The organism is Streptomyces sp. NPDC058872, from assembly GCF_042743065.1.
Taxonomy (GTDB): Bacteria; Actinomycetota; Actinomycetes; order Streptomycetales; family Streptomycetaceae; genus Streptomyces.
Genome location: NZ_JBHYMK010000001.1, coordinates 90,867 through 116,763, shown reverse-complemented (window position 1 = coordinate 116,763; position 25,897 = coordinate 90,867). Strand labels below are relative to the sequence as shown.

At 73.4% G+C, this 25,897-nt stretch carries 29 protein-coding genes; 8 read left to right on the top strand and 21 right to left on the bottom strand.

Features of this window, described 5'->3' with window-relative positions:
- Nucleotides 1–216 precede the first annotated feature (216 nt).
- Genes ACFW22_RS00560 through ACFW22_RS00530 form a run of 7 tightly spaced genes read left to right on the top strand, consistent with a single transcriptional unit; the run spans nt 217 to nt 8,297 of the window.
- Nucleotides 217–1,212: an ADP-ribosylglycohydrolase family protein gene (locus ACFW22_RS00560; RefSeq protein ID WP_386396705.1), complete on the top strand. Its 996-nt coding sequence runs from the start codon at nt 217–219 to the stop codon at nt 1,210–1,212.
- Complete coding sequence (locus ACFW22_RS00555; protein WP_386396702.1) at nt 1,209–2,612, top strand: ADP-ribosylglycohydrolase family protein; 1,404 nt, start codon at nt 1,209–1,211, stop codon at nt 2,610–2,612. The genes ACFW22_RS00560 and ACFW22_RS00555 overlap by 4 nt, the downstream gene beginning before the upstream one ends.
- Nucleotides 2,578–3,744, top strand: coding sequence for an ADP-ribosylglycohydrolase family protein (locus ACFW22_RS00550; protein WP_386396699.1), 1,167 nt, complete (start codon nt 2,578–2,580; stop codon nt 3,742–3,744). Before ACFW22_RS00555 ends, ACFW22_RS00550 begins: the two co-directional genes overlap by 35 nt.
- The gene (locus tag ACFW22_RS00545) at nt 3,741–5,219 is read left to right on the top strand and encodes an ADP-ribosylglycohydrolase family protein (protein ID WP_386396696.1); all 1,479 of its coding nucleotides are present in this window, start codon (nt 3,741–3,743) and stop codon (nt 5,217–5,219) included. The genes ACFW22_RS00550 and ACFW22_RS00545 overlap by 4 nt, the downstream gene beginning before the upstream one ends.
- On the top strand, nt 5,216–6,136 hold the full coding sequence (gene rbsK, locus ACFW22_RS00540; protein WP_386396693.1) for a ribokinase: 921 nt from the start codon (nt 5,216–5,218) through the stop codon (nt 6,134–6,136). Before ACFW22_RS00545 ends, rbsK begins: the two co-directional genes overlap by 4 nt.
- The gene (locus ACFW22_RS00535) at nt 6,133–7,416 is read left to right on the top strand and encodes a CaiB/BaiF CoA transferase family protein (RefSeq protein ID WP_386396691.1); all 1,284 of its coding nucleotides are present in this window, start codon (nt 6,133–6,135) and stop codon (nt 7,414–7,416) included. The genes rbsK and ACFW22_RS00535 overlap by 4 nt, the downstream gene beginning before the upstream one ends.
- Entirely contained in the window at nt 7,413–8,297 is an 885-nt protein-coding gene (locus ACFW22_RS00530; RefSeq protein WP_386396688.1) for an HpcH/HpaI aldolase/citrate lyase family protein, read from the top strand. Before ACFW22_RS00535 ends, ACFW22_RS00530 begins: the two co-directional genes overlap by 4 nt.
- A gap of 69 nt (nt 8,298–8,366) precedes the next feature.
- On the opposite strand, the gene lgt is transcribed toward ACFW22_RS00530, so the two are convergent.
- The 11 genes from lgt to hisI form a co-directional block, all read right to left on the bottom strand.
- The gene (gene lgt / locus ACFW22_RS00525; protein ID WP_386396685.1) at nt 8,367–9,386 is read right to left on the bottom strand and encodes a prolipoprotein diacylglyceryl transferase; all 1,020 of its coding nucleotides are present in this window, start codon (nt 9,384–9,386) and stop codon (nt 8,367–8,369) included.
- A gap of 64 nt (nt 9,387–9,450) precedes the next feature.
- On the bottom strand, nt 9,451–10,272 hold the full coding sequence (locus ACFW22_RS00520) for a DsbA family protein (RefSeq protein ID WP_386396682.1): 822 nt from the start codon (nt 10,270–10,272) through the stop codon (nt 9,451–9,453).
- A 64-nt stretch (nt 10,273–10,336) separates the two neighbouring features.
- Nucleotides 10,337–11,161 carry a tryptophan synthase subunit alpha gene (gene trpA / locus ACFW22_RS00515; RefSeq protein ID WP_386396679.1) on the bottom strand — a complete coding sequence of 275 codons (825 nt, stop codon included), beginning with the start codon at nt 11,159–11,161 and terminating at the stop codon, nt 10,337–10,339.
- Nucleotides 11,158–12,402, bottom strand: coding sequence for a tryptophan synthase subunit beta (gene trpB / locus ACFW22_RS00510; RefSeq protein ID WP_386396676.1), 1,245 nt, complete (start codon nt 12,400–12,402; stop codon nt 11,158–11,160). Before trpB ends, trpA begins: the two co-directional genes overlap by 4 nt.
- Before the next feature lie 231 nt (nt 12,403–12,633).
- On the bottom strand, nt 12,634–12,876 hold the full coding sequence (trpM, locus tag ACFW22_RS00505) for a tryptophan biosynthesis modulator TrpM (protein WP_386396674.1): 243 nt from the start codon (nt 12,874–12,876) through the stop codon (nt 12,634–12,636).
- A gap of 7 nt (nt 12,877–12,883) precedes the next feature.
- Nucleotides 12,884–13,693, bottom strand: coding sequence for an indole-3-glycerol phosphate synthase TrpC (gene trpC / locus ACFW22_RS00500; RefSeq protein WP_386396671.1), 810 nt, complete (start codon nt 13,691–13,693; stop codon nt 12,884–12,886).
- 144 nt (nt 13,694–13,837) lie between these two features.
- On the bottom strand, nt 13,838–14,371 hold the full coding sequence (locus ACFW22_RS00495; RefSeq protein WP_386396668.1) for a DUF2752 domain-containing protein: 534 nt from the start codon (nt 14,369–14,371) through the stop codon (nt 13,838–13,840).
- Between the two features lie 77 nt (nt 14,372–14,448).
- Complete coding sequence (locus ACFW22_RS00490) at nt 14,449–14,703, bottom strand: HGxxPAAW family protein (RefSeq protein WP_386396666.1); 255 nt, start codon at nt 14,701–14,703, stop codon at nt 14,449–14,451.
- A 173-nt stretch (nt 14,704–14,876) separates the two neighbouring features.
- Complete coding sequence (locus ACFW22_RS00485) at nt 14,877–15,527, bottom strand: TIGR02234 family membrane protein (RefSeq protein ID WP_386396663.1); 651 nt, start codon at nt 15,525–15,527, stop codon at nt 14,877–14,879.
- Between the two features lie 14 nt (nt 15,528–15,541).
- A complete protein-coding gene (locus ACFW22_RS00480) occupies nt 15,542–17,032 on the bottom strand; it encodes an anthranilate synthase component I (RefSeq protein ID WP_386396661.1) in 1,491 nt (496 codons plus the stop codon).
- Between the two features lie 11 nt (nt 17,033–17,043).
- Nucleotides 17,044–17,412, bottom strand: coding sequence for a phosphoribosyl-AMP cyclohydrolase (gene hisI / locus ACFW22_RS00475; protein WP_386396658.1), 369 nt, complete (start codon nt 17,410–17,412; stop codon nt 17,044–17,046).
- Between the two features lie 84 nt (nt 17,413–17,496).
- On the opposite strand from hisI, the gene ACFW22_RS00470 reads away from it, so the two are divergent.
- The gene (locus ACFW22_RS00470) at nt 17,497–18,132 is read left to right on the top strand and encodes a TIGR03085 family metal-binding protein (protein ID WP_386396655.1); all 636 of its coding nucleotides are present in this window, start codon (nt 17,497–17,499) and stop codon (nt 18,130–18,132) included.
- 6 nt (nt 18,133–18,138) lie between these two features.
- On the opposite strand, the gene ACFW22_RS00465 is transcribed toward ACFW22_RS00470, so the two are convergent.
- From ACFW22_RS00465 to hisD, 10 genes are all read right to left on the bottom strand, one after another.
- On the bottom strand, nt 18,139–19,395 hold the full coding sequence (locus tag ACFW22_RS00465; protein WP_386396653.1) for an MFS transporter: 1,257 nt from the start codon (nt 19,393–19,395) through the stop codon (nt 18,139–18,141).
- On the bottom strand, nt 19,395–19,985 hold the full coding sequence (locus ACFW22_RS00460; protein WP_386396650.1) for an ArsR/SmtB family transcription factor: 591 nt from the start codon (nt 19,983–19,985) through the stop codon (nt 19,395–19,397). Before ACFW22_RS00460 ends, ACFW22_RS00465 begins: the two co-directional genes overlap by 1 nt.
- 110 nt (nt 19,986–20,095) lie before the next feature.
- Complete coding sequence (gene hisF / locus ACFW22_RS00455; RefSeq protein WP_386396647.1) at nt 20,096–20,851, bottom strand: imidazole glycerol phosphate synthase subunit HisF; 756 nt, start codon at nt 20,849–20,851, stop codon at nt 20,096–20,098.
- Nucleotides 20,848–21,246, bottom strand: coding sequence for a RidA family protein (locus ACFW22_RS00450; protein WP_386396644.1), 399 nt, complete (start codon nt 21,244–21,246; stop codon nt 20,848–20,850). The genes hisF and ACFW22_RS00450 overlap by 4 nt, the downstream gene beginning before the upstream one ends.
- Nucleotides 21,243–21,980, bottom strand: coding sequence for a bifunctional 1-(5-phosphoribosyl)-5-((5-phosphoribosylamino)methylideneamino)imidazole-4-carboxamide isomerase/phosphoribosylanthranilate isomerase PriA (priA, locus tag ACFW22_RS00445; protein ID WP_386396641.1), 738 nt, complete (start codon nt 21,978–21,980; stop codon nt 21,243–21,245). Before priA ends, ACFW22_RS00450 begins: the two co-directional genes overlap by 4 nt.
- Before the next feature lie 2 nt (nt 21,981–21,982).
- Complete coding sequence (hisH, locus tag ACFW22_RS00440; protein ID WP_386396638.1) at nt 21,983–22,630, bottom strand: imidazole glycerol phosphate synthase subunit HisH; 648 nt, start codon at nt 22,628–22,630, stop codon at nt 21,983–21,985.
- A complete protein-coding gene (locus ACFW22_RS00435; RefSeq protein WP_384884597.1) occupies nt 22,627–22,791 on the bottom strand; it encodes a hypothetical protein in 165 nt (54 codons plus the stop codon). Before ACFW22_RS00435 ends, hisH begins: the two co-directional genes overlap by 4 nt.
- A gap of 2 nt (nt 22,792–22,793) precedes the next feature.
- Nucleotides 22,794–23,387, bottom strand: coding sequence for an imidazoleglycerol-phosphate dehydratase HisB (gene hisB / locus ACFW22_RS00430; protein ID WP_030492957.1), 594 nt, complete (start codon nt 23,385–23,387; stop codon nt 22,794–22,796).
- Complete coding sequence (locus tag ACFW22_RS00425; protein WP_386396634.1) at nt 23,384–24,505, bottom strand: histidinol-phosphate transaminase; 1,122 nt, start codon at nt 24,503–24,505, stop codon at nt 23,384–23,386. The genes hisB and ACFW22_RS00425 overlap by 4 nt, the downstream gene beginning before the upstream one ends.
- Complete coding sequence (gene hisD, locus ACFW22_RS00420) at nt 24,502–25,845, bottom strand: histidinol dehydrogenase (RefSeq protein WP_386396631.1); 1,344 nt, start codon at nt 25,843–25,845, stop codon at nt 24,502–24,504. The genes ACFW22_RS00425 and hisD overlap by 4 nt, the downstream gene beginning before the upstream one ends.
- Nucleotides 25,846–25,897: the final 52 nt, after the last annotated feature.

Below are 25,897 nucleotides of genomic sequence, written 5' to 3'. Positions count from 1 at the left end.
CCGCCCCCAACGCAGTCGAAAATACGCCCGATGTAAGGGGCGCGCCAGCAAGGCAGGCCGTACTTACTAAGGCCCGCCTCACCAAGGGCGCCTTGATCTGGCGCAGTGTCAGCCGGGTGACAGAGACGTTTCTTCGGCGAGAACGCGGCCCGCGGTGGCACAAATCCAGGCATGGGAGCGCCATGGGTGCGCCCCCACCGAGGAAGGGGCCGCGCAATGGTGACCACGGCATGCGACACGCGTGAACGGGCGAGGGGGGCGCTCCTCGGCCTCGCCGTCGGCGATGCGCTCGGCGCCCCCGCCGAGAACATGCGCCCCTCCGAGATCCGCCGCCGCTGGGGCCGCATCGACGGCTTCGTGACGGACAGTCCGGCCGGCACCGACGACACGGAGTACGCGATCTTCTCGGCGCTGCTCCTCGCCCGGCACGGGTCCTCCCTCACCGTCCACCACGTCGAACGGGCCTGGCACCGCTGGATCGCCGACCTCGACGAAGGTTCGTTCCGCGGTGCGGGCTTCTCCGAGCGCGGCACCCTGGAGAACCTCCGTCGGGGCCTCGCCGCCCCCGTCTCCGCCCAGCACCGGCACGCCTGGAGCGACGGCCTCGCCATGCGGGCCGCCCCCTTCGGGGTCTTCGCGGCCGGTCGCCCGGCGGAGGCCGCGCGGCTCGTCGCGATCGACGGCAGCGTCAGCCACGACGGGGAGGGCATCTACGGCGGCCAGGCGGTGGCGGCGGGCGTGGCGGCAGCGATGTCCGGCGCGACCGTCACGTCCGTGATCGCGGCCGCCCTCTCGGTCGTCCCCATGGACTCCTGGACGGCCCGCTCGCTGCGCCGCGCCGTGGTCGCGGCCCACCACGCGCAAGCGGATCCGCTCGTCCGCGAACGCCAGGTCCGCTCGGCGGTCGTCATCGGCGGATACCCCTGGACCGACCTGGCCCCGGAAGCGGTGGGCCTCGCCTTCGGTGCCTTCGCCGCGGCCCGCGGCGACTTCCGGACGGCCGTCCTGACCGCCGTCAACATGGGGCGCGATGCCGACACGACGGCCGCGGTGGCGGGCGCGCTGGCCGGCGCGATGGGAGGCCGGGGATCGATCCCGGAGGACTGGGCCTCGGCCATCTCCCCGGTGGCGGGCAGCTGCCTCCCCTCCATGCGCGGCTACCACGTCCTGGACGTCGCGGACCTGCTGACCCGGGAAGGGGGCGACCGATGAGCACGGACACCACCACGGAGGGCACGACGACGGAAGGCGCCACCACGGGCACCGTCGCCCCGGAGGGCGGCGGTGCAGCACCGGTGACGCCCGGCTCCGCCCCCCGGGGCGGCACTCCTCGGGACCGGGCGCCCGCACCGGAACGGGTCCGGCGGAACCCCGCCCCGCACGAGCTCGTCCCCTCGCACGGCCCCGTCCTCCGGCGCACCGCGGAAGGCCGACGCCCCGCCCCTCCCCGGGGGCCCGGCCGGGAGGCGGTCGAGGGCCTCCTCCTCGGCATCGCCGCGGGCGACGCCGCGGGTTGGCCCGCCGCCCGTCACCGGGCCGCCCGCATGCCCGGGTGGACCCGCCGCCTCACCCGCGAACTCGACGCCTTCGCCGAGCAGAGCGCGACGACCACCCTCCCCGTCCCCCTCGCCCTCAACCAGCCCCCCGAGCCGCTCCGGCTCGGCCCCTCCGACGACGCCGAATGGGCGGCCTTCACGGCGGAGGCGGTCCTCGCCGGCTCCGGCCCCGCCCTCACCGGGCTCCCCCCGGGCCGGCGCCTCCGCGCCGCCCTGGACCTCGCCTGGAACGCCCTGGCCAGCCAGGTCGCCGCCGCTGCGGAGCGGGCCCCCGAGGTCGAATCGGCCGTCCTGCCGCTGCGCGCCCGGATCTCGATCCGGGCCGGCCTCGGCAACCTGGCCACCGGGCTGCGTCCGCCCGCCACCGGCCACGACAACCCGCACTTCTTCGACGACGCGGCCTGCGTCAGGGCCGCCGTCCTGGCCGTCGTGCATCCCGGTGACCCGTGTGCCGCCGCCGAACTCGCGGAATTCGACGCCCGGTACACACAGGACGGCGACGGCGTCCACGGCGCCCGCGCCACTGCGGCGGCGGTCGCCGCGGCCCTCGGCGGAGCGCGGGTCGACGAGGCGGTCGAAGCGGCCCTCGCCGAACTGCCCCCCGACACCGAGATCGGCCGCAACGCCCGACACGCGGTGCAGTTGGCCCGGACCTCGGACTCGGCCTTCGCCCTGGCCCCGCTCCTGGAACACCAGATCGTCGACCACGTCTACAGCTACGGCATCGCCGCGGCCGAGACCGTCCCGATCGCCCTGGCCCTCGCCACCGCGGGCCGCGGCGAGATGACGGCTGCGGTACCCGCCGCCGCGTGCCTCCCCCGGGTCGCCGACTCGGCTCCGGCGCTGGTGGGCGCGCTCACCGGGGCTCTGGGCGGCGGCCGCTCGGTCCCGGCGGGCTGGCGCGAGGCCTGCCGGACCCTCGCGGGCTGTGCACTGCCCCGGCTCGCCGGCACCGACCTGATCGAACTCGCCGGGCTCCTGGGAGCCGTGGAACCGAGCACACCAGGTGGACAATTCCGACATGACACCCACACTGGATGCCCCTGCACTGGATGACCGCATCACCGGCAGTCTCCTCGGGGCCGCCGTCGGCGATGCGCTGGGCGGCCCCGTCGAGGGGTACGCCCCCGAGCAGATCCTGGAGCGCCACGGCGGTCGCGTCACCGGAATCGTCGGCCCCTGGAACGGCGGCGATTGGCGCACCGCCCGCCCCCTCGCGCCGTACCACAAGGGCGACGGGCACGTCACCGACGACACCTTGATGACCCATGCGCTGATCAGGGTGTACGAGAAGGTCCGCGGCCACCTCGACGCCCACGCGGTCGCGGAGCACCTCGTCCCCGAACTCATCGGCTCCCCCGTCTGGATCCCGGAACTGGAGGCCGAAGCGCTTCCCCTCCAACGGATCTTCCTCGCGGAGAAGTGGATCGTGACCCGACTCCACTACGGTCACGTCGATCCGCGCGAGGCCGGCAACGGCAACGTCGTCAACTGCGGGGCCGCGATGTACATGGCTCCGGTGGGCCTGGTCAACGCGGCCCACCCGGCCGGCGCGTACGCCGAGGCGATCGACCTCACCGGTGCGCACCAGTCCTCGTACGGTCGGGAAGCGGCGGGGGTCTTCGCGGCGACGGTCGCGGCGGCCTGCTCCCCCGGCGCCACACCGACCTCGGTGGTGGACACCGCGCTCTCCCTGGCGAAGGACGGCACCCGGGCGGCGATCGAGGCGGTCGCCGAAGTCGCCTCCCGCCACACGGACTTCGAAACGGCCCTCGCTCCCCTGCGCGGAGCGGTGGCCCCCTTCGACACCGTCGGACCCGACTACCGCAGCCCCTCCCTCGGTGCCCGGCGCCCCTCCCGCCTCCATGCGATCGAGGAACTCCCCATCGCCCTCGGCATGCTCCTGGTCGGCGGGGGCGACTACCGGCGCACCGTTCTCGGAGCGGTCAACTACGGGCGCGACTGCGATTCGATCGCCACCATGGCAGGTGCGATCGCCGGTGCGCTGCACGGCGAGTCCGCCGTCCCCCCCTCCTGGGCGAAGCAGGTCGCGGACGCGAGCCGCCTGGACCTGCACGCACCGGCACGGGCCTTGGCCGCGGTCGCCCGGGAGGTCTTCGTCCGGGACACCGCGCTGCGCCGGGACCACGAGTCGGCCTTCGCGGGCCTGACGGGCGCGGACCGGTGACCCTCCGCGTGACCTGGGTCCAACCGGAGGACCTGGTGGGCCACGAGCTGCGGCAGGCCGGGGAGGACGGCCGTGACGCCCGGGCCCTCGCGGCCCGCTGGGCGGCGGCCGGCGGACCGCCCGCCCCGGAGGCGGCCGGCGCCTCGGCGCTTCCCCGCCCGGACCTGCGCCCCCTGGCGGAAGAGCTCCTGGACGCCCTGGCGTCCCTGCCCGCGCCCCTGTCGACACAGGAGCCCACCCCGCTCCCGCTGATCAGGGAGCTGACCGCGGCTCCCCCCGCGCTGCCCGCCGTCCCGCCCGGGCGGGACGGCGGGACGGACCGCCCGGCGCCGCGCTCCGACCGTCCGGGCGCGCCCCGGAGCGGCCCTCCTCCCCTACCCGCCCCCGGCGAGCACCCGGCCTCCTCCCGCGACACCGCGCTCCTGGACCGGTTGCACGCCGCCTGGCTCGGACGGGCCGTCGGGTGTCTGCTCGGCAAGCCCGTGGAGAAGCTCCCCCTGCCCGGCATTCGCGCCCTCGCCCGCACCACCGGCAACTGGCCCCTCACCAGCTGGTTCACGGCCCGGGGCGTCCCCCCGGAACTGCTCGCCGCCCATCCCTGGAACCGGCGCTCCGCCGCTGCTTGTCTCGCCGAGAACATCGACGGCATGCCGGAGGACGACGACCTGAACTACCCCCTCCTCAACCTGCTGCTCCTCCAGCGGTACGGCCGCGACTTCACCACCGCGGACGTCGCCCGCCTCTGGCTCGACGAACTTCCCGCCGGCCGCACCTTCACCGCCGAACGCGTCGCCTACCGCAACCTCCTGGACGGCGTCGAACCCCCGCTGACCGCCGTCCGCCGCAACCCGTTCCGCGAATGGATCGGGGCCCAGATCCGGGCCGACGTCCACGGCTGGACGCGGCCCGGCGACCCGGTGGCCGCCGCCGCGCAGGCACACCGGGACGCACGGCTCACGCACACCGCCAACGGCGTCTACGGGGCCATGTTCGTCGCTGCCGCACTCGCCGCCGCGGCCACCGGCACCACCGACGTCCACGGGGCGCTGGCCGCCGGACTCGACGTGGTCCCGCCGGACTCGCGCCTCGCCCGGGCGGTCCGTCTCGGCATCGACACCGCACGGGCCCACCCCGAGGACTTCGACGCCGTCGTCGACCGGCTGCACCGCGAGCTCGGCGGGTACCACTGGGTGCATGTCGTCCCCAACGCCGCCCTCCTCGCCGCCGCCCTCACCCACGCCGACGGAGACTTCTCCCGCTCCATCTGCGCGGCGGTCTCGGGGGGTTGGGACACCGACTCCAACGGCGCCACCGCCGGTTCGGTCGCCGGGCTGCTCACGGGCCACCCGGATCGGCTCCCCGCACGCTGGACCGTCCCCCTCAAGAACCGCCTGGCAAGCTCCGTCGCGTCCTTCGACGGCATCGGTTTCGACACCCTGGCCGAACTGACACTCCTGGAGGCAGTACGCCCATGACCAGCATCGTCGTGCTCGGCAGCACGAACATGGACCTCGTCACCTACGTGCCGCGGGCCCCCGCCCTCGGGGAAACGGTCACCGGCCGCTCCTTCCGGACGGTCCCCGGCGGCAAGGGCGCCAACCAGGCCGTCGCCGCGGCCCGGGCGGGCGCCGAGGTGGCGATGATCGGCGCGGTCGGCACGGACGACTTCGGCGTGCGGCTCCGCGCCACCCTCGAACACTGCGCGGTGGACACCGACCTGCTGCGCACCGCCGAAGGCTCTTCCGGCACCGCCCACGTCGTCGTCGACGACGAGGGCGGCAACGCGATCGTCGTCGTCCCCGGTGCCAACAACAGCGTCACCTCCCTCACCCACGGCGACGAGGCCCTCATCGGCACCGCGGACATCCTGCTCCTCCAGCTCGAACTCCCCCTCTCCGTCGTCGTGGAGGGCGCCGCCACCGCCCGCCGGCTCGGGGTCCGCACCGTCCTCACCCCCGCACCCGCCCAACCGCTTCCGCCGGAACTCCTCTCCTCCATCGACCTCCTGGTGCCCAACGAGCACGAGGCCGCCGCACTCACCGGACTCACCGACCCGCACGCCGCCGCGCACGCCCTGCTGCGGGAAGTCCCCGAGGTGGTCATCACCCTGGGCGCGGCCGGCAGCCTCCACGCGGTGCGCGGCGCCGAGCCGCTCGTGGTGCCCGCGCCCCGGGTCCGGGCCGTGGACACCACCGGAGCCGGCGACACCTTCGTCGGCGCCCTCGCGGTCGCCCTGGGCGAGGGGCGTCCCGCTGCGAGGGCGCTGGCCTGGGCGCAGACCGCCGCCGCCCTCTCCGTCCAACGCGAGGGCGCCTCGACCTCCATGCCGTACCGCGTCGAGATCGAGGCCGCGTTCCTCTCCCCCCACATCCTGGAGGCCGACTCCGCATGACCGTCCCCACATCGGCCACCGCGCCCGACGGCCCGGCAGGCTCCGGGAGCCCCGACGGACCGGCGCTCCCGGGCCGTCCGTCGGCCACCACCCCGGGACCGCCGCTGCACGGGCTGCGCGTCCTGGACCTCGCCACCCTCTTCGCCGGCCCGCTCGCCGCCATGATGCTGGGGGACTTCGGCGCCGACGTCATCAAGGTCGAGCATCCCCGCACGCCGGACCCGTCCCGTGGCCACGGCCCCGCGAAGGACGGGATCGGCCTGTGGTGGAAGGTCCTGGGCCGCAACAAGCGGACGATCACCCTCGACCTGTCTTCGGCGGGCGGACGCGAGGTGCTGCTCGCCCTCGCCGCCGAGGCGGACGTCGTCGTGGAGAACTTCCGTCCCGGCACCCTGGAACGCTGGGGCCTGGGCTGGGAGGAGCTGTCGGCCGTCAATCCGCGTCTCGTCCTGGCCCGCATCACCGGATTCGGCCAGTTCGGGCCGTACGCCCACCGCCCCGGCTTCGGCACCCTCGCCGAGGCGATGAGCGGCTTCGCCGCCGTCACCGGCGAACCGGACGGTCCGCCGACCCTGCCGCCCTTCGGCCTGGCCGACTCCATCGCCGCCCTGGCCACCGCGTACGCGGTGATGACGGCGCTCGCCGCGAGGACGACGACCGGTCTCGGCCAGGTCGTCGACATGGCGATCATCGAGCCGATGCTCTCCGTCATCGGCCCCCACCCCCTCTGGTACGACCAACTCGGTTACGTCCAGCCCCGGACCGGAAACCGCTCCCTGAACAACGCCCCGCGCAACACCTATCGGACCTCCGACGACTCCTGGGTCGCCGTCTCCACCTCCGCCCAGTCGATCGCCGAGCGGGTGCTGCGGCTCGTCGGCCGGCCCGAACTGATCGACGAGCCGTGGTTCGCCGACGGCACGGGTCGGGCCGCGCACGCGGACGTCCTGGACGAGGCGGTCGGCTCCTGGATCGCCCGCCACACCCGTGACGAGGCGATGGCGGCCTTCGAGAAGGCGGACGCGGCCATCGCTCCCGTCTACGACGTCCGGGACGTGCTGGACGACCCCCAGTACCGGGCGCTGCACACCGTCACCGAGGTGGAGGATCCGGAGCTCGGTCCGATCAAGATGCAGAACGTCCTCTTCCGCCTCTCCGAGACCCCGGGAGCCATCCGCTGGCCCGGCCGCCCGCACGGCGCCGACACCACCGCCGTCCTCACCGAACTCGGGCTCACGCCAGCAGAGATCGACGCCCTCCGCGTGCAGGGGGCGGTATGAACCCGCTCCACGGCCCCGCCGACGGCGAAGGAACCCGCACGACGGGCGGGGCGCCCCCGAGCCCTGCCGCGCCCGGCTCCTCCTCCCGTCCGCCGCTGACCTGGCTGTACGCGCCGGGTGATCGTCCGGCGGTGGTCCACAAGGCCCTGGGCTCCGGCGCCGACGTCGTGATCGTCGACCTGGAGGACGCCGTCGCCCCGCACCGCAAGGCGTACGCCCTCGACTCCACGGTCGACCTGCTGGGGGAGGTCCACCCCGTTCCGGTGCACGTCCGCGTCCACCGCCTGCTCGACATCCCCACCCTGGCCTCCCTCCCCGGCCTCTGCGGTCTCCGTCTCCCCAAGGTGACGCACCCCGCTGACATCCACCGGATCGCCGGGCTCGCCCCCGGGCTCCCCCTCTATCCGCTCCTGGAGAACGCCCTCGCCGTCGAGCACGCCTACGCCATCGCCACCGCCCATCCCGCCGTGCGGGGAATCGCCCTCGGCGAGGCCGACCTCCGCGCCGACCTGGGGGTGCGGGAGGACGGCGGCCTCGACTGGCCGCGCAGCCGTCTCGTGGTCGCCGCCCGCGCGGCCGGCCTCCCGCCCCCGGTCCAGTCCGTGCACCCGCACCTCGGCGACCCGGTGGCGCTGGCCGCCGACTGCGCCCGGGGCCGCGCGCTCGGCTTCCTCGGCCGGGTCGCCATCCATCCCCGTCAACTTCCGGTCATCGAACGCGCCTACCTGCCCACTGCGGAGGAGGTCGACGCGGCCCGGGAGGTCGTCGAGGCGGCCGCGGCCCGGGCGGGCGCCCTGGCCCTCCCGGACGGCCGCTTCGTCGACGCCGCGGTGGTGGAGGGCGCGCGCCGGGTCCTCGCCCTCGCTGCCCGTGCGGACTGACCCCGCCCCACCGCATGCGAAGGGGCCGCCGGGACCCCTCGGTCCCGACGGCCCCCTGGGCGCGGACGGTCAGCCCTTGGTGGCCGATCCGGCACCGTTCTCGGACTTCTCGGGCTTCTCAGACTTCTCGGGGGCCTCGGGTGCGTCGTCCTTCGGGGAGTCCGCCCCGGGGGCGGCGTCCTCCGGCTCCGCGTCCGACGGCCCGCCGTCCGCGGCTTCCTCCGCAGCCTCTCCGTCCTTCCCCGCTTCGCCCGACGTCTCCGCCTTCTGTGCGTCCGCACCCCGCTCCACGATCTCTTCGCGACCGGGGCGCAGCCGCGCCGAGAGCACGATGTAGAGCACCGCGAGCAGGAAGACGATGATCGACGTCCACACGTTCAGCCGCAGGCCGAGGACGTGGTGCGCCTCGTCGACGCGCAGGTACTCGGTCCAGACCCGGCCCGTGCAGTAGGCGGCGACGTACAGGGCGAAGGCACGGCCGTGGCCGAGCTTGAAGCGGCGGTCGGCCCAGACGACGAAGAAGCCGACGGCGACGCACCAGAGGGACTCGTACAGGAAGGTCGGGTGGTAGAGCCCGGCCTCGCGGTTCGCACCCTCGGTGATCTTCAGGGCCCAGGGCAGGTCGGTGGGCCGGCCGTACAGCTCTTGGTTGAACCAGTTGCCCCAGCGGCCGATGGCCTGGGCGAAGGCGATGCCGGGGGCGATGGCGTCGGCGTACGCCGGCAGCGGGATGCCCCGGCGACGGCAGCCGATCCAGGCGCCCACCGCACCGAGCGCGATGGCGCCCCAGATGCCGAGGCCGCCCTCCCAGATCTTGAAGGCGTCGACCCAGTTCTCACCCTCGCTGAAGTACAGCTGGTAGTCGGTGATCACGTGGTAGAGGCGTCCGCCGAGGAGGCCGAAGGGCACCGCCCAGACGGCGATGTCGGCCACGGTGCCGGCGGTGCCGCCCCGGGCGATCCAGCGCTTGTTGCCGTACCAGACGGCAACGAAGACACCGATGATGATGCAGAAGGCATAGCCGCGCAGCGGGATCGGTCCGAGGTGGATCACGCCGGTCGACGGGCTGGGAATGTAGGCAAGGTCCATGGCAGGACCGACGCTACCCTGCCGGGCGGGTGGGACGGCAGCCCACCCGGCAACGTATGGGTAACTAACCCGCGGAGGGGGACGCCGTGCCGGGCTTCTTGCCCTGATTGGCCTCGGCGACCCACTTCTTCAGGTTCTCCGGTGAGATCTGCTCGTTCCCCTTGGTCGGGAAGATCGATTCCCCGTTGAGCAGGACGGACGGGGTGCCGCGGAAGCCGCCGCTCTGGAAGGCCTCGTTCGACTTCGCCACCCAGCCGTCGTGCGTCCCGTCGTTCACACAGCTGCGGAAGGCGGGCGTGTCGAGCCCCGGGACCTTCGCCGCCAGCTCGATCAGCGTGTCGTTGTTCCCGAAGGCGTCGTCCGTCTCCGGCGGCTGGTTGACGTAGAGCACGTCGTGGTACGCGGTGAACTTGCCGGCGTCCTGGGCGCACGCGGCCGCGTTCGCCGCGCGCAGCGAGCCGCTCCCGCCCATGTTCCTGTCGATGAGGGTGGCCAGGTGGTACTCGGCCTTGAGCGCGCCGGTGGCCTCCAACTCGTGGATGGTGTCCCGCATGACGTTCTCGAACTGGGCGCACGCCGGGCAGCGGAAGTCCTCCCAGACGGCGAGCGTCGACGGGGCGTCCGTCGCACCGGTGGGGACGGCGGGCTTGTCGCCCTCGACGGAGCCCGTCGGCGCGACCACCGGTCCCGCCTTGTCGGACCCGCCGTCCTTGTCCCCGCCCGCGGCGATCACTCCGACGACCGCGGCCAGACCGAGGACGCCGACGACCGCCGACGCCACGATCAGGACGCGCCGCTGCTTCTCGCGGGCCTTGTCGCGCTCCCGCTGCTGCTGGAGGCGCTCCCGCGCGCTCCGGTTACCGTCACCACGGTTCTTCTCGCTCACGCCCCAGGCAACGAACCGGGGAGGCACATCCGCGCCTCCCCGGCCCGAGATCCACCCGAACGGGCTACGAAGCGCGGCGGACGCCCTCGGCGAGTTCGGCCGCCAGTTCCCTTACCGCGGCGAGGCCGGCCGCCTCGTCACCGTCGGCGTCGAGCAGCCGCTGGACGAAGGCGGACCCGACGATCACGCCGTCGGCGAAGCCGGCGACCTCGCGCGCCTGCGTGGCGTTGGAGACGCCGAGGCCGACGCACACCGGCAGCGCGGAGGTGGCGCGGGTGCGGCGGACCAGGTCCGCGGCCTGCTCGCCGACCGACGCGCGGGTGCCGGTGACGCCCATGAGCGAGGCGGCGTAGACGAAGCCGGAGCCGGCCGCCGTGATGGTGGCGAGGCGCTCGTCCTTGCTGCTGGGCGCGACGACGAAGACGGTCGCGAGGCCGTGCTTGTCGGCGTGCTCGCGCCAGACCTGGGACTCCTGGACCGGCAGGTCGGGCAGGATGCAGCCCGCACCGCCGGCCTCGGCGAGCTCCTCGGTGAAGCGCGCGATGCCGTAACGGTCGATCGGGTTCCAGTACGTCATGACGAGGACCGGCTTGCCGGTGGCCCGGTGGGCCGCGCGGACCGTGCGCATGACGTCGGCGATCTTGACGCCGCCGCGCAGGGCGATGTCGTCGGCGGTCTGGATGACCGGGCCGTCGAGCACCGGGTCGCTGTGCGGAAGTCCGACCTCCACGATGTCCGCGCCGCCGTCGAAGACGGCCTTGATGGCCTCGATGCCGCCGTCGACGGTGGGGAAGCCGGCCGGCAGGTACGCGATGAGCGCGGCCCGGTTCTCGGCCTTGGCCTTGGCGAGGGTGTCGCCGAGCAGTTCGATGTTGCCGGTGCCGGTCACTTGGAGTCCCCCTCGGCGGTGTCGTAGAGCCCGAAGTAGCGGGCGGCCGTGTCCATGTCCTTGTCGCCGCGCCCGGAGAGGTTCACCAGGAGCAGGGCGTCCTTGCCGAGTTCCTTGCCGACCTCCAGGGCCCCGGCGAGGGCGTGCGCCGACTCGATGGCCGGGATGATGCCCTCGGTGCGGGAGAGCAGACGCAGCGCCTGCATGGCGGCGTCATCGGTGACGGCCCGGTACTCGCCGCGCCCGCTGTCCTTCAGATAGGCGTGCTCGGGGCCGATGCCGGGGTAGTCCAGGCCCGCCGAGATCGAGTACGGCTCGGTGATCTGGCCCTCGTCGTCCTGGAGCACGTAGGACCGCGAGCCGTGCAGGATGCCGGGCTCGCCGGCGGTGAGGGTGGCCGCGTGCTCGCCGGTCTCGACGCCGTGGCCGGCCGGCTCGCAGCCGATCAGCCGCACGTCCGCGTCGGGGACGAAGGCGTGGAAGAGGCCGATGGCGTTGGAGCCGCCGCCGACGCAGGCGATCGCCGCGTCGGGCAGGCGTCCGGTGCGCTCCAGGACCTGGCGGCGGGCCTCGACCCCGATGACCCGGTGGAAGTCGCGGACCATCGCGGGGAAGGGGTGCGGTCCGGCGACGGTGCCGAAGAGGTAGTGCGTCCGGTCCACGTTGGCGACCCAGTCGCGGAAGGCCTCGTTGATGGCGTCCTTGAGGGTGCGGCTGCCGGACTTCACGGCGATGACCTCGGCGCCGAGCATCCTCATCCGGGCCACGTTGAGGGCCTGGCGCTGGGTGTCGACCTCGCCCATGTAGATGGTGCAGTCGAGCCCGAAGAGGGCACAGGCGGTGGCGGTGGCGACGCCGTGCTGACCGGCGCCGGTCTCGGCGATGACCCGCGTCTTGCCCATGCGCTTGGTCAGGAGGGCCTGGCCGAGCACGTTGTTGATCTTGTGCGAGCCGGTGTGGTTGAGGTCCTCGCGCTTGAGGAGGACCCGGGCCCCGCCGGCGTGCTCGGCGAACCTCGGGACCTCGGTGAGGGCGCTGGGCCGGCCGGTGTAGTTGACCATCAGGTCGTTGAGCTCGCGGGCGAACTCGGGGTCGGCCTTGGCCTTCTCGTACTCGACCGCGACCTCGTCGACGGCGGCGACCAGGGCCTCCGGGATGAACTTGCCGCCGTAGGCCCCGAAGTAGCCTTCGGCGCTGGGGACCCGACCGTCCGGGTCGGGAATGAAGAACTCGCTGGACATGCGGATGCTCCTCGCGGGGCGGACGCCCCTGAACGCGTGGGGTGGATGGTCACGTGGTGTGCGCGGGCCCCTCACGTACGACGACCCCCGCACCGCGGAGCCGTCGTCGCGGACGGCCGCCCCGCCCCGGACCTGGTCCGGTGGCTGCGGGGCGGACGGGCACGACGGACGGCGCCCGGTGACGGGCCGGTTCCGGCCGGCACCGGGGAGCCGGGGGCCGGGGCCCAGCGGCTAGGTGCGGTCGCCGTACGTGAGGACGCGCGCGGGGCACGGGCGCCATCGCATGCCGTTGACCTGGCCGGGCTCGTCGCCGATCACGTACCGCACGCGCCGGCCGAGGACCCGGCGGGCGGGTGCGCGACAGCCGCGCGGACGGCACCCCCGGGCCAGGGGGGCGTGTGCGGGAACGGGGGCGGCGGCGTTGCGCAGCCGGCCGCGACGCCCGGGTGCCGGCGTGGCGTGGCGCGGGCTCATGGTCGGGTCAGCTCCGGCCGTGGCGCAGGGCGGGGTGGGCGCCGGCGGCGACGAGGTCGGCGACGGCGACCTTCGGGTCGCGGCCGGTGACGAGGGACTCGCCGACGAGCACCGCATCGGCGCCCGCATTGGCGTAGGCGATGAGGTCGTGCGGCCCGCGGACGCCGGACTCGGCGACCTTGACGATGTGCGCGGGGATCTCCGGAGCGACCCGCTCGAAGGTGGAGCGGTCGACCTTGAGGGTCTTCAGGTCACGGGCGTTGACGCCGATGATCCGGGCACCCGCGTCGACGGCGCGCTCGACCTCCTCCTCGTCGTGGACCTCGACCAGCGGGGTCAGCCCGATGGACTCGGCACGCTCGATGAGGGAGACCAGGGCCTCCTGCTCCAGGGCGGCGACGATGAGGAGCGCGAGGTCCGCTCCGTACGCCCGTGCCTCCCAGAGCTGGTACGCGGTGACGATGAAGTCCTTGCGCAGGACCGGGATGTCGACCCGGGCCCGGACGGCCTCCAGGTCGGCGAGGGATCCGCCGAAGCGGCGCTGCTCGGTGAGGACGGAGATCACGGCGGCGCCGCCCGCCTCGTAGTCGGCAGCGAGACCTGCGGGGTCGGCGATCGCGGCGAGCGCCCCCTTGGACGGGCTGGAGCGCTTGACCTCGCAGATCACCTTGACGCCGTCGCCGCGCAGTGCGGCGACGCCGTCCTTGGCCTGCGGCGCCTTGGCGGCGCGCTCCTTGAGCTCGTCGAGGGTGACCCGCGCCTGCCGCTCTGCGAGGTCGGCGCGCACGCCTTCGATGATCTCGTCGAGCACACTCACGCGAGGGGCCCCCTTCCGGGACGGTGACGGTGATGATGAACCAGCTTCAGCCACTTCGATCCTATCCGCAGGACGGCCCCGGACCCGCATCGGCCGGAGTGGCGTCCCATTTGCTGGGACTCCTACAGGAGTGCCCCCGGCTCCTCAGGGGGCCAGTGCCGCCCCGAAGGGCAGGTTCCGGACCACGGTGAAGACCGCGAGGACGGGGCCGATCGCCCACCACCAGCCGGTGGGGACGACGAGGCGCATGGGGACCCCGCGGACGGCGCGAACCAGCCATGCGGCCATGAGGACGGCGAAGACCCCGTAGCCGACCACGGCGAGGGCGTTGGCGCCGAAGGCGGTCGCGAGGTCTCCGTGGGCGACGGCGTGGGCGCTGCGGAGTCCGCCGCACCCCGGGCAGTAGATGCCGGTGAACCTCAGGAGCGGGCAGACGGGGTAGTGCCCGGGCTCGTTGGGGTCGACGGCTCCCACGTAGGCGAACGCCGCGGCGACCCCGACGAGCACACCGACCGGGGCGGCCAGTCGTCGCAGGGGCGAACGGCGGGGCGGGAGCGGTGCCGGGGCGGGCCCGCCCGGCCGGGTCCCCGGCGGCGCCGTGCCGTTGCTCGCCGCGGGTTCACCCGGCGGGGTGAGGTGATCGTCGGTCACGGCTCCGGCCGTCGGCTGCGCGTCCACCCGGTGATTCTCGCTCCTCACGCCCGCGGGCGCAGCCCGGCAGTGCCGGACCGCGCCCGCAGGTGCGTCGTGTCGCGTCAGGCGCGGGCCTTCGCGGTCACGGTCGCGGCCTCGCGGGCGGCGGTGACGTCCGCCGACTCCTTGGGCATGCCGAGGCCCGCCGCCTTCATCGCGCCGCCGACGATCCCGCCGAGGACGATGACGGCCACGCCGGCCCAGAAACCGGGCAGGTTGGCGGCCACCATGAAGACGCCGGCGATGCAGAAGCCGACGAAGGAGATGATGACACCGGTCCAGGCGGCCGGGGTGTGTCCGTGGGCGCTGCCCGCCATGAGTTGCTCCTCGTTGCAGTTGCTCGATGGTGAGGTCTCGCGTGCGCGGACACTCGGCGTTCATTGTCCCGCACGCGGGCGCGCGGAGGTGAATCGGGGGTGCCGGGACGATCACGCGTCGCGGTCGGCACCGGGATCGGTCACTCCGACGGGCGTCGGTGCCGGTCCCGGTCTCACTCTCCTCCGGTGGGGTCCTCGCCGCGGTCCAGGGCCTTCCACAGCTCCTCGGGCCGGTCCGGGTCGGCGGCGGGCGCCCGACGGCCGGCACCGGGGGTGCCGGAGCGTTCGTAGCGCCCTCCCATCGCCGGCCAGTTCTTGCCGAAGCGGAGGGCGAGGAGCCCGGCGAGCAGGATGAGGAGGGCGCCCGCGGCGGTCACGTACGGCCAGGCGGTGTGGGTGAGGTCGGCGACCGCGGCGGCGGTGTCGCCACTGATCCGGGCGGCCTCGGCGTTCAGCGCGGCGCTGTCGGAGGCGCCGAGGACCGCGGCGAGCGCGGCGCCCGCGCCGCTGAGCGCGAGGAGCCCGGCGACGAGGGTGCGGCCGGTGCGTCGGACGGCGAAGACGGCGAAGAGCGCGGCGAGGCCGACGATCGCGAGGGCGGTCGGCACGCCGGTGACGGAGGCGCCGTCGACCTCGATGGCCACGCTGCCGCCACCGACGGATGCGGCGCCGCCGGCCCAGGTCTGTCCGGCCGAGAGCAGGACGACGGTGGCACCGAGGGCGCCGAGGAGGAGGGCCGCGGCCAGGCTGCGGCGACCACCGGCGGGAACGGCCGCGCGGACGGCACGGGGCTGGGGTACGGGTACGGCACTCACGTACCCCACTATCCCCTACGTGCTCACTTGTCGTTCATCCGGTTGGCGGTGTGGACGGCGCGGAGCACGGCCGCGGCCTTGTTGCGGCACTCGTTGTCCTCGGCGACCGGATCGGAGTCGGCGACGACACCCGCTCCGGCCTGCACGTATGCGGTGCCGTCGCGGAGCAGGGCGGTGCGGATGGCGATGGCGGTGTCCGCGTCCCCGGCGAAATCGAGATAACCGACACATCCGCCGTACAGGCCCCGTCGGGAGGGTTCGAGCTCCTCGATGATCTGCATGGCGCGGGGCTTGGGCGCGCCGGACAGGGTGCCCGCCGGGAAGCAGGCGGTGAGGACGTCGAAGGCGGTCCGGCCGTCGGCGACCTCACCGGTCACGGTGGAGACGATGTGCATGACGTGCGAGTAGTGCTCGATCGACATGAAGTCGACGACCTCGACGGAACCGGGGGTGCAGACCCGGCCGAGGTCGTTGCGGCCGAGGTCGACGAGCATGAGGTGCTCGGCGCGCTCCTTGGGGTCGGCGAGCAGCTCCTCGGCGAGGTCGTGGTCCTCCTGCGGGGTGGCACCGCGGTGCCGGGTGCCGGCGATCGGGTGGAGCAGCGCCCGCCCGTCCTCGACCTTGACGAGCGCCTCGGGGCTGGAGCCGACCACGTCGAAGCCGTTCTCGAAGCGGAAGAGGTACATGTACGGGGAGGGGTTGGTGGCCCGCAGGACCCGGTACACGTCGAGCGCGGAGGCGGTGCAGGGGGTCTCGAAGCGCTGCGAGGGAACGACCTGGAAGGCTTCGCCGGCGCGGATGCGCTCCTTGATGTCCTCGACGGCGTCCTGGTAGGCGGGGCCTCCCCAGAGGGCGGAGGACGCGGGGAGCTCGGAGGCGGGCAGGGCGGTCGGCGCGGTGGCGACCGGGCGGGCCAGGTCGGCCTCCATGGCGTCGAGGCGGGCGACGGCGTGGGCGTACGCCTCGTCGACTCCGGTCTCCAGGTCGTTGTGGTTGATCGCGTTGGCGATCAACAGGACCGAGCCGTCCCAGTGGTCGAGGACCGCGAGGTCGCTGGTGAGGAGCATGGTCAGCTCGGGGAGCCGGAGGTCGTCGCGGCCGTGCTCGCCGATCTTCTCCAGCCGGCGGACGATGTCGTAGCCGAGGTAGCCGACCATGCCGCCGGTGAAGGGCGGCATCCCCGAGGCCAGGTCGCGGGGGGTGTGGAGGGTCTCGACGGTGGCGCGCAGGGCGGCGAGCGGGTCGCCGTCGACGGGGACGCCGACGGGCGGGGTGCCGAGCCAGTGGGCCCGTCCGTCCTTCACGGTGAGGGTGGCGTCGCTGCGGACTCCGATGAAGGAGTAGCGGGACCAGCTCCGGCCGTTCTCCGCGGATTCGAGGAGGAAGGTGCCGGGCCGTTCGGCGGCGAGCTTGCGGTAGAGCCCGACCGGGGTGTCGCCGTCCGCGAGGAGCCTGCGGCTGACGGGGATGACGCGGCGGTCGGCCGCCAGCTTGCGGAAGGTCTCGAGATCCATGGCACGGGACCTTACTGGGAGACGGGGAGCACGTCGGCGTCGAAGCAGGTGCGGGCGCCGGTGTGGCAGGCGGCGCCGACCTGGTCGACCTTCACCAGCAGGGTGTCGGCGTCGCAGTCGAGGGCGACGGACTTGACGTGCTGGACGTGTCCGGAGGTGTCGCCCTTGACCCAGTACTCCCGGCGGCTGCGGGACCAGTAGGTGCAGCGGCCGGTGGTGAGGGTGCGGTGGAGGGCCTCGTCGTCCATCCAGCCGAGCATCAGCACCTCACCGGTGTCGTACTGCTGGGCGATGGCGGGGACGAGTCCGTCAGCGCTGCGCTGGAGGCGGGCGGCGATGGCCGGATCGAGGTCGCTGGGGGTCCGGGGCGTACGGGTCATGGCGCCATTGTGCCGCGCGTCGGGGCGCTGCCCGGCGGGGCGTCCACTGGGCGGACCGGCGGTCCCGGTCGTACGCTGGCGGGCATGTCGACCCATGCGAAACGTGAACGGCTCCTGCTCGCCGATCTGTTGGAGGCGGCGGGCCCTGACGCACCGACGCTCTGCGAGGGCTGGCGGACCCGGGACCTCGCCGCCCATGTGGTGGTGCGGGAGCGGCGTCCGGATGCGGCGGCGGGCTCCGTCGTGCCGGCGCTGAAGGAACGCCAGGACCGGGTGCAGGCGGAGTTCGCCGAGAAGCCGTACGAGGAACTGATCCAACTCATCCGGACGGGGCCGCCGCGGTTCTCGCCGTTCACCATCAAGCAGGTGGACGAGGGGGCGAACGTCGTCGAGTTCTACGTGCACGCGGAGGACGTCCGGCGGGCCCAGCCCGACTGGTCGCCGCGCGAGCTGGACCCGGTCTTCGCGGACGCCCTCTGGTCCCGGCTGGAGCGGATGGCCCGGCTCCTCGGCCGCAAGGCCCCGGTGGGCCTGGTGCTGCGCCGCCCGAACGGTCAGACTGCGGTGGCCCACCGCGGCACCCCGGTGGTGACGGCCTCCGGGGAACCGGGCGAGCTGGTGATGTACCTGTACGGGCGCCAGGACTCGGCGAAGGTGGCCCTGGACGGCGAGCCGGAGGCGATCGAGCGGCTGCGGGAGACGAAGCAGCTGGGGCTCTGAGCCGGGCTAGCCGGGCAGTTCGGCACGGCGCAGCGGACGGACGGCCAGGGCGTACGCCCCGGAGAGCGCGCAGACCGCGGCGCTGACGACGAACACCGGGGCGGGTCCCCAGATGCCGATGGCGGCGCCGGTGAGCGGGAAGCTCAGCGGGGCGATGCCGAGGCTGCCGAGGCTGGCGACGGCGCTCACCCGGCCGAGGTAGGCGGGGTCGCAGTCGGTCTGCACGAGGGCTCCGCACAGGGTGCCGGAAAGTCCGGCGAGCAGGCCGAAGAAGAGGGCGACGAGGACGACGACGGGCAGCAGCGGGACGAAGGCGAGGGCTCCGAGCAACACGGCTCCGAGGATCACGGTCCAGCCGAGGACGGCGCCGGCCCGGGGGATCCGGCCCTTGACGGTGATCAGCAGGGAGGCGCCGGCCGCGCCCGTGCCGAAGCCGGCGAGGACCCAGCCGATGCCGGAGGCGCCCCAGCCCCGCTGCTCGGAGAGGACCGCGAGGCCGACGTTGAGCGGGCCGACGAAGCCGAGGTCACCGAGGAGGATGACGATCACCAGCGGGCCGAGCACCGGATGGCCGCGGAGGTAGCGCAGTCCGGCGACCAGGTCGTGCAGGGCGGTGCGCTCCCCGGGCGTTCCGGGGTCCTCCTCGTCGTCGGCGGCGAGCGGACGGAGCTTGAGCCCGCAGAGCAGCGGCAGGGAGAGGGCGAACAGCACGCCGGCGATGCCGAAGGCGGCGGCGGAACCGCCGAGGGCGACGGCGAGGCCGCCCAGCGGGGAGCCGAGGACCGCTCCGAGGCGGTAGGCGATGCCGCGCATGCCCTGGACGCGGGCGAGCTGGTCGCGCTCCGCGACCCGGGGCGGCAGGGCGCCGACGGCCGGCAGGAAGAGGGCGTCGACGACGCCGAAGACGAGGGCGACGGCGGCGAGGGCCCACAGTCCGGGCGAGGCCAGGAGGAGGGCCGCGGCGAGCCCGAGGGTGACGAGGCAGCGGACGGCGTCGGAGGCGATGACGACCCGGCGCGGACCGAGCCGGTCGGCGAGCACTCCGCCGAACAGCATGAGCAGGGCGCGGGGCCCCGCGGAGACGGCCATGACGAGCCCTGCCTGGGCAGGGGTGCCCTGGGTGACGGCGGCCCAGGAGAGGGCGAGGTAGTAGATGCTGTCGCCGACCGTGGAGGCGGTGTAGGCGCCGAGCCAGCGCAGGACCTGGGGGTTCCGGTGGGCGGGGGCCGCCGCGGTGCGGGCGGGGCTCGCGAGCGCGGGCATCAAACCCCCCGGTAGGGGAAGCCGTGCAGGTGGACGGCGACGTTCTCGCGGCCCTCGGTGTCGCCGGCGGCCTCGGCGGCGCGGGCCCTGCGGTCGTACTTCTCGCAGACGGCGGCCAGTTCCTCGCCAAGGGCGGCGAGTTCCTCGGCGGTCAGCCGCGGCAGCCACTCGGAGCTGATGGCTGCCGAGCGCCACTCCTCGGACCAGGTCAACCGCTCGTCCATGAAGCGGCGATGGAATTCGGTGCGCTGCTGCTCGACGACGCGACTGAAAGCATCGCTCGCGGCGAGCAGTTCGGGGGTGCCGCGGACGTCCTCGTCCCTCATCTCGACACCGTACGAGCTGGGCTGCCACCAGCGTTCCCGGCCGTCCGAGGACTGGGTCTCGGCTTCCTCGATGAGGCCGTGCTCGGCGAGCTTGCGCAGGTGGTAGCTGACGAGGGACACGGCTTCGTCGACGTGTTCGGCGAGCTGGGAGGCGGTGGCGGTGCGGGCCACGAAGAGGGCGCGGTAGAGGCGCATCCGCAGCGGGTGCGCGATGGCCTTGAGGGTGCCGAGATCACTGATGCGACGGTTCTCCGACGAGGTCATGACACTGACCCTAGATGCGAAGGAAAAACTGCACAAGATAAGTTGCGCAAATAATCTTTCGCGTCCCGCCAAGAAGAAGGGCCCCCGAAGGGGCCCTTCCGCGCGGGGGTTCAGCGGACCGGGTGGCCCGCCTCCCGCAGCACGTCCTTGACCTGCGGGATCCGCAGGTCGCCGAAGTGGAAGACGGAGGCCGCGAGCACCGCGTCCGCGCCCGCGGCCACGGCCGGCGGGAAGTCCGCGAGCTTGCCGGCACCGCCGGAGGCGATCACGGGGACCGTGACGTGCTTGCGGACGGCCGCGATCATCTCGGTGTCGTACCCGTCCTTGGTGCCGTCGGCGTCCATCGAGTTGAGCAGGATCTCCCCCGCTCCCAGGTCGGCGGCCCGGTGCGCCCATTCCACGGCGTCGATGCCGGTGCCCTTGCGGCCCCCGTGCGTCGTCACCTCGAAGGAGCCCGACTCGGTGCGGCGCGCGTCCACGGACAGCACGAGGACCTGGCGGCCGAAGCGCTCCGCGATCTCCTGGATCAGCTCGGGGCGCGCGATGGCCGCGGTGTTGACGCCGACCTTGTCCGCGCCGGCCCGCAGCAGCTTGTCGACGTCCTCGGCCGAGCGGACGCCGCCGCCGACCGTGAGCGGGATGAAGACCTGCTCGGCGGTGCGGCGCACCACGTCGTAGGTGGTCTCCCGGTTGCCGGAGGAGGCGGTGATGTCGAGGAAGGTCAGTTCGTCGGCGCCCTCGGCGTCGTACAGCTTGGCCATCTCGACGGGGTCGCCGGCGTCCCGCAGGTTCTGGAAGTTGACGCCCTTGACGACCCGGCCGTTGTCCACGTCCAGACAGGGGATCACGCGTACCGCCAGGCTCATGCGCCCTCCCCCCGGTAGGCCTCGACCTCGACCTCGACGACCAGGCGGGGGTCGACGAAGCCGGAGACGATGATCATCGACGCGGCCGGACGGACGGCGTCGAACAGTTCCTTGTGGGCACGGCCCACCTCCTCCACGTCCCGGGCGTGGGTGATGTACATCCGGGTCCGGACCACGTGCTCGGCGCCCATGCCCAGCTCCTTCAGGGCGCCGAAGGCCACGTTGAAGGAGTTGACGGCCTGGTCGTAGGGGCCGCCGTCGGCGATCTGGCCGTCGACCACCGAGGTGCAGCCGGCGACGAGGACGGTCCCGTTCGGGAGCTCGACCGCGCGGGAGTAGCCGAACTGCTCCTCCCACGGGGCACCGGTGACGACCTTGCGCAGGGAGTCGGTCATGCGGAGGTCACCGCCGCGAGCGCCTCTTCGAGGGTGAAGGCCTCGGCGTACAGCGCCTTGCCCACGATCGCGCCCTCGACGCCCAGCGGGACCAGCCCGGACAGGGCCCGCAGGTCGTCCAGGGAGGACACGCCTCCGGAGGCGACGACGGGCTTGTCGGTGGCTGCGCAGACGTTCTTCAGGAGCTCCAGGTTGGGGCCCTGGAGGGTGCCGTCCTTGGCGATGTCGGTGACCACGTACCGGGCACACCCCTCGGAGTCGAGGCGGGCCAGCGTCTCGTACAGGTCGCCGCCGTCACGGGTCCAGCCGCGACCGCGCAGCGTGGTGCCGCGCACGTCGAGGCCGACGGCGATCTTGTCGCCGTACTCGGCGATGACCTTGGCCACCCACTCGGGGGTCTCCAGCGCGGCGGTGCCGAGGTTGACGCGGGTGCAGCCGGTGGCGAGGGCGGCGGCGAGCGAGGCGTCGTCGCGGATGCCGCCGGAGAGCTCGACCTTGATGTCCATGGCGCGGGTCACCTCGGCGACCAGCGCACGGTTGTCGCCGGTGCCGAAGGCCGCGTCGAGGTCGACCAGGTGGAGCCACTCGGCGCCGGAGCGCTGCCAGGCGAGGGCCGCTTCCAGCGGGGAACCGTAGGAGGTCTCGGTGCCGGACTCGCCGTGCACGAGGCGGACGGCCTGGCCGTCGCGGACGTCGACGGCGGGGAGGAGTTCGAGGACGCTTCCAGTCGACACAGTCACAGGGTTCCGATCCAGTTGGTGAGGAGCTGAGCGCCGGCGTCGCCGGACTTCTCGGGGTGGAACTGGGTGGCCCACAGGGCGCCGTTCTCGACCGCCGCGACGAACGGCTCGCCGTGGGTGGCCCAGGCGACCTTGGGGGCGCGCATGTTGGGGTTGCCGACCTCCAGGGTCCACTCGCGCACCGCGTAGGAGTGCACGAAGTAGTACCGGGCGTCGGCGTCGAGCCCCGCGAACAGCTGGCTGTCGGCCGGGGCGTCGACGGTGTTCCAACCCATGTGGGGGACGACGGGGGCGTTCAACGGCTCGACCGTACCGGGCCACTCGTCGAGGCCCTCGGTCTGCACGCCGTGCTCGATGCCCTGGGCGAAGAGGATCTGCATGCCGACGCAGATGCCCATGACCGGGCGGCCCCCGGAGAGCCGACGGCCGACGATCCAGTCGCCGCGGGCCTCCTTGAGGCCCTGCATGCAGGCGGAGAAGGCTCCGACGCCGGGGACGAGGAGCCCGTCGGCGTTCATGGCCCGGTCGTAGTCGCGGGTGATCTCGACCTCGGCACCCACCCGGGCGAGCGCGCGCTCGGCGGACCGGACGTTGCCGAAGCCGTAGTCGAAGACGACGACCTTCTTCGGAGCAACCGTGCTCATGACCACACGTCCAAACGCAGTGTGCCGGCGGCGAGGCACATCGCGGCGCCGATGGACAGCAGCACGATGAGCCCCTTGGGCATCTGCTGCTTGACGAAGGAGTAGATGCCGCCGAGCAGGAAGAGCCCGACGACGATGAGGATGGTGGAGAGGCCGTTCACGACTAGAGCGCGCCCTTCGTCGAGGGGAGGATCCCGGCGGCGCGCGGGTCGCGCTCGGAGGCGTAGCGCAGGGCGCGGGCGAGCGCCTTGAACTGGCACTCCACGATGTGGTGGGCGTTGCGGCCGTACGGCACGTGGACGTGCAGCGCGATCTGCGCCTGGGCCACGAAGGACTCCAGGATGTGCCGGGTCATCGTGGTGTCGTACGAGCCGATCATCGGCGCCATGTTCTCGGGCTCGGTGTGCACGAGGTAGGGACGGCCCGAGAGGTCCACGGTGACCTGGGCGAGGGACTCGTCCAGCGGGACCGTGCAGTTCCCGAAGCGGTAGATGCCGACCTTGTCGCCGAGGGCCTGCTTGAAGGCGGCACCGAGCGCGAGGGCGGTGTCCTCGATGGTGTGGTGCGAGTCGATGTGCAGGTCGCCGTCGGTCTTCACGGTCAGGTCGAACAGACCGTGCCGGCCGAGCTGGTCGAGCATGTGGTCGTAGAAGCCGACCCCGGTCGACACGTCGACCTTTCCGGTGCCGTCGAGGTCGATCTCGACGACGACGGAGGTTTCCTTGGTGGTGCGCTCAACGCGGCCTACGCGGCTCATCGCTCCTGCTCCTTCTTCAATTCACGGACCGCGTCCAGGAACGCGTCGTTCTCTTCGGGGGTGCCTGCGGTGACCCGCAGCCATCCCGGTACGCCGTTGTCCCGGACCAGGACGCCCCGGTCGAGGATCGACCGCCACGCCGCGTGGGCGTCGGGGAACCGCCCGAACTGCACGAAGTTGGCGTCGGATTCGGTGACCTCGTAGCCGATCGCCCGCAGCTCGGTGACGATCCGGTCGCGCTCGGCCTTGAGCTGCTCGACGTACCCGAGGAGGGTGTCGGTGTGCTCCAGCGCGGCGAGCGCGGTGGCCTGGGTGACGGCCGAGAGGTGGTACGGCAGCCGGACCAGCTGCACCGCGTCGACGACGGCGGGGTGGGCGGCGAGGTAACCGAGGCGCAGTCCGGCGGCGCCGAAGGCCTTGGACATGGTCCGGGAGATCACCAGGTGCGGGCGGCCCTCGATCAGGGGCAGCAGCGAGTCGTGGTGGCTGAACTCCACGTACGCCTCGTCGACCACGACCAGGGACGGTTTGGCGGCCTGGGCCGCTTCGTGGAGGGCCAGCACGGTCTCGGCCTCGACCGCGGTGCCGGTGGGGTTGTTGGGCGAGGTGACGAAGACGACGTCCGGCGCGTTCTCCGCGATGGCCCGGACGGCGGCCTCGACGTCGATGGTGAAGTCCTCGTTGCGCGGCCCGGAGACCCAACCGGTCCCGGTGCCGCGGGCGATCAGGGCGTGCATCGAGTAGGAGGGCTCGAAGCCGATCGCGGTGCGGCCGGGACCGCCGAAGGTCTGCAGCAGTTGTTGGAGGACCTCGTTGGAGCCGTTGGCGGCCCAGACGTTCTCGATGCCGACGCGGTGCCCGGCGGTCCGGGTGAGGTAGGCGGCGAGCCCGGTGCGGAGCTCGACCGCGTCCCGGTCGGGGTAGCGGTTGAGGTGGCGGGCGGCCTCGGTGACCCGCTCCGCGATCCGGGCCACCAGGGGCTCGGGCAGCGGGTAGGGGTTCTCGTTGGTGTTCAACTGGACGGGGACGTCGAGTTGGGGGGCACCGTAGGGGGACTTGCCGCGCAGCTCGTCGCGGACGGGCAGGTCGTCGATGCGGACGGTGTCGTACGAGGTCACTTGCTCTCGGGAACCTTCCATCCGAACCTTGCCTTGATCGCGGCGCCGTGGGCCGGGAGGTCCTCGGCCTCGGCCAGGGTGACGACGTGGTGGGCGACGTCGGCGAGCGCGTCGCGGGTGTAGTCCACGATGTGCACCCCGCGCAGGAAGGACTGCACGGAGAGGCCCGAGGAGTGGCAGGCACAGCCGCCGGTGGGCAGCACGTGGTTGGAGCCGGCGCAGTAGTCGCCGAGCGACACGGGCGCCCAGGGACCGACGAAGACCGCACCCGCGTTGCGGACGCGGTCGGCGACGGCGGCGGCGTCGGCGGTCTGGATCTCCAGGTGCTCGGCGCCGTACGCGTCGACGACCTTGAGGCCGTCGGCGAGGTCACGGACGAGGACGATCGCGGACTGACGGCCGGCGAGGGCCGGGACGATCCGGTCGTCGACGTGCTTGGAGGCGGCGACCTGGGTCTTCAGCTCGGCCTCGGTGGCGGTCGCCAGCTCTTCGGAATCGGTGACGAGGACGGAGGCGGCCATCGGGTCGTGCTCGGCCTGGCTGATGAGGTCGGCGGCCACGTGCACGGGGTCGGCGGTGGCGTCCGCGAGGATCGCGATCTCCGTCGGACCGGCCTCGGCGTCGATGCCGATGCGCCCCTTGAGGAGGCGCTTGGCGGCGGCCACGTAGATGTTGCCGGGGCCGGTGACCAGGTTGACGGGAGCGCAGCCGGGCTCGTCGGCGGTGTCCCCGGTGCCGTACGCGAACATGGCGATGGCCTGGGCGCCGCCGGCGGCGTAGACCTCGTCGACGCCGAGCAGGGCGCAGGCGGCCAGGATCGTCGGGTGCGGCAGGCCGCCGAACTCCTTCTGCGGGGGCGAGGCGACGGCCACGCCCTCGACGCCGGCCTCCTGGGCGGGAACGACGTTCATCACGACGGAGGACGGATAGACCGAGCGACCGCCCGGCACGTACAGGCCGACGCGCTCGACCGGGATCCACTTCTCGGTGACCGTGCCGCCGGGCACCACCTGGGTGGTGTGGGCGCTTCGGCGCTGCGCGCGGTGGACGAGGCGGGCCCGCCGGACGGACTCTTCGAGGGCGGCCCGGACGGCCGGTTCGAGCTCGTCGAGGGCGCGGGCGAGCGCCTCGACGGGCACCCGCAGGCTCGCGACGCGGACGCCGTCGAATTTCTCCCCGTACTCGATCACTGCCGCCGCGCCATGATGCCGGACGTCCTCGCAGATCGGCCGCACCTTCTCCAGGGCGGCTTCCACGTCGAACTCGGCACGGGGCAGCAGGTCGCGCAGGGCGGAACCCTCGGGGAGGGCCTCGCCGCGCAGATCGATTCGAGAGATCACGGGTCAATTCTCTCAGACGGCCCACGGCGTCGGACGCCCGTATCACTGGCTG

Bases quoted from the DNA above. Each gene is read 5' to 3' on its own strand.
- ACFW22_RS00560 (WP_386396705.1), top strand. From the start codon at position 217: ATGGTGACCACGGCATGCGACACGCGTGAACGGGCGAGGGGGGCGCTC.
- ACFW22_RS00555 (WP_386396702.1), top strand. From the start codon at position 1,209: ATGAGCACGGACACCACCACGGAGGGCACGACGACGGAAGGCGCCACC.
- ACFW22_RS00550 (WP_386396699.1), top strand. From the start codon at position 2,578: ATGACACCCACACTGGATGCCCCTGCACTGGATGACCGCATCACCGGC.
- rbsK (WP_386396693.1), top strand. From the start codon at position 5,216: ATGACCAGCATCGTCGTGCTCGGCAGCACGAACATGGACCTCGTCACC.
- ACFW22_RS00535 (WP_386396691.1), top strand. From the start codon at position 6,133: ATGACCGTCCCCACATCGGCCACCGCGCCCGACGGCCCGGCAGGCTCC.
- ACFW22_RS00530 (WP_386396688.1), top strand. From the start codon at position 7,413: ATGAACCCGCTCCACGGCCCCGCCGACGGCGAAGGAACCCGCACGACG.
- lgt (WP_386396685.1), bottom strand. From the start codon at position 9,386: ATGGACCTTGCCTACATTCCCAGCCCGTCGACCGGCGTGATCCACCTC.
- trpB (WP_386396676.1), bottom strand. From the start codon at position 12,402: ATGTCCAGCGAGTTCTTCATTCCCGACCCGGACGGTCGGGTCCCCAGC.
- trpM (WP_386396674.1), bottom strand. From the start codon at position 12,876: ATGAGCCCGCGCCACGCCACGCCGGCACCCGGGCGTCGCGGCCGGCTG.
- ACFW22_RS00490 (WP_386396666.1), bottom strand. From the start codon at position 14,703: ATGGCGGGCAGCGCCCACGGACACACCCCGGCCGCCTGGACCGGTGTC.
- ACFW22_RS00480 (WP_386396661.1), bottom strand. From the start codon at position 17,032: ATGGATCTCGAGACCTTCCGCAAGCTGGCGGCCGACCGCCGCGTCATC.
- hisI (WP_386396658.1), bottom strand. From the start codon at position 17,412: ATGACCCGTACGCCCCGGACCCCCAGCGACCTCGATCCGGCCATCGCC.
- ACFW22_RS00470 (WP_386396655.1), top strand. From the start codon at position 17,497: ATGTCGACCCATGCGAAACGTGAACGGCTCCTGCTCGCCGATCTGTTG.
- ACFW22_RS00465 (WP_386396653.1), bottom strand. From the start codon at position 19,395: ATGCCCGCGCTCGCGAGCCCCGCCCGCACCGCGGCGGCCCCCGCCCAC.
- ACFW22_RS00460 (WP_386396650.1), bottom strand. From the start codon at position 19,985: ATGACCTCGTCGGAGAACCGTCGCATCAGTGATCTCGGCACCCTCAAG.
- hisF (WP_386396647.1), bottom strand. From the start codon at position 20,851: ATGAGCCTGGCGGTACGCGTGATCCCCTGTCTGGACGTGGACAACGGC.
- ACFW22_RS00450 (WP_386396644.1), bottom strand. From the start codon at position 21,246: ATGACCGACTCCCTGCGCAAGGTCGTCACCGGTGCCCCGTGGGAGGAG.
- hisH (WP_386396638.1), bottom strand. From the start codon at position 22,630: ATGAGCACGGTTGCTCCGAAGAAGGTCGTCGTCTTCGACTACGGCTTC.
- hisB (WP_030492957.1), bottom strand. From the start codon at position 23,387: ATGAGCCGCGTAGGCCGCGTTGAGCGCACCACCAAGGAAACCTCCGTC.